The organism is Photorhabdus bodei, from assembly GCF_003287735.1.
Lineage (GTDB): Bacteria > Pseudomonadota > Gammaproteobacteria > Enterobacterales > Enterobacteriaceae > Photorhabdus > Photorhabdus kayaii.
The window spans coordinates 1-1,498 of the sequence record NZ_NSCM01000121.1 but is presented as its reverse complement, the minus strand read 5'-3'; the positions used below and the strand labels follow the sequence as shown (position 1 = coordinate 1,498).

Here is a 1,498-nt window from a genome sequence, read left to right as displayed (position 1 = left end):
TATCACGACAGGTGTGATGGAGGTGTTCGAGTTCGGCTTTTTGTTCATCGGTAATGAATATTTTCATGACTGGTACAATGATCCTTATTTTGGGAAAAATCAAGCATCTTCAATGATTACGGGTATAGTGTAATTAAACGAAGATTTTCAGTTTATATACCCGTCATCTTTCAAGCTGCCTCTTTGTTGGCTGCACTCACTCACCCCGGTCACATAGTTATCTATGCTCCCGGGGATTCGTTCCCTTGCCGTCGCGATGCAACTTGAAATCCATAGGGTATAGATTATATTAAAAATATATTTTTATTTTTTCTCAGACTTAAAAATTATATTTTACCCTTTAAACTCATGATAATATTTCTCTCCCCAAATATTAATATTATACCCGTCATCTTTCAAGTTGCCTCTTTGTTGGCTGCGTCGCGATGCATCTTGAAATCCATAGGGTATAAATGGTATTAATCTGTTATTTTAAAAACCGTTTTTAAATCCTTTAGCATGATCATTAGCGTCATTGGATTTAAAAGCGAATCACTAAAACCCACAGACTTATAAAACGCCTTAGCATTCTCCGAGATAGCATGAACAATCAATCCCCTAACACCCACCAAATCTGCCGCTTGAGCGACACGTATGGAGGCATCTCTAACTAAATAGCGACCAAACCCTCTTCCTTGATAACGCTTATCAACAGCTAAACGGCCCAAAATAATCACCGGAATGGGATTTGGCATATTACGCTTAAATTTGCTTATCGCCTCTTCTGACATGATTGAGCCGGTCGCTAACGAATAATAGGCAATAACATCTCTGTCTTCGCTTATAACATAAGTTCGCGAGGCATTCTCTTTTTGATTTTTTAATGCTCTGTCTGTTAACCAGTTGTCTAGGGTGTCAACTCCTGAAGTAAAATTATTTAAATTGTGATCATCTGTTAATAAGGTTGGATCGTTAATCATTTTATCACCACGGTTTTTTCATATTTGCCGTTTTGATAAGACACTCATTTGGAACAGCCGGAGCATCAAGTTTAGCAATAAAAGCATTAAAAATTTCTGGAGATACAATCATAAATGAATGTTCCAATAACGTGTTTTCAGCATCACGTTTGATTGTATCAAGGACATATTCAGTAACGGTTTTTCCCTTCACTTTTGCTGCTCTATCTATTAAATCCCGATCCTCTTGCCTAATCCTCAAGTTGAGTGTCTTATTTTTACGATTCTCACTTATTACGTTCATTTCAAATCCCCTTATGCTATAGGTGGTCTAAATAATACACAAATGTAACGCCATTGTCATCACATTTCTAGGAAGGAGAATTCCCATTAGGCATAGAGGCTTACATCGGCTTTCGCTAATACAAATGTAATATACCCAAGAAACTTCAAGATGCAGTTTTTAGCACCTGAAAATGGTCGTTAATTCTCGACATCAGCGAGTCCGCTATATCCGGTAGCGTTGTGGTGAAAAATTTGAAGACTTTGTCTCGAAATTC

General features: G+C 37.4%; 2 protein-coding genes and 1 pseudogene. All 3 read right to left on the bottom strand.

Annotated elements, in window-relative coordinates; all coding sequences use genetic code 11:
* Nucleotides 1–458 precede the first annotated feature (458 nt).
* Entirely contained in the window at nucleotides 459–959 is a 501-nt protein-coding gene (locus CKY02_RS23000; protein ID WP_112897006.1) for a GNAT family N-acetyltransferase, read from the bottom strand.
* Between the two features lie 4 nt (nucleotides 960–963).
* A complete protein-coding gene (locus tag CKY02_RS22995) occupies nucleotides 964–1,242 on the bottom strand; it encodes a type II toxin-antitoxin system TacA family antitoxin (protein WP_112897005.1) in 279 nt (92 codons plus the stop codon).
* 145 nt (nucleotides 1,243–1,387) lie between these two features.
* Nucleotides 1,388–1,498: pseudogene (locus CKY02_RS22990) on the bottom strand (IS630 family transposase); the annotation flags it as partial.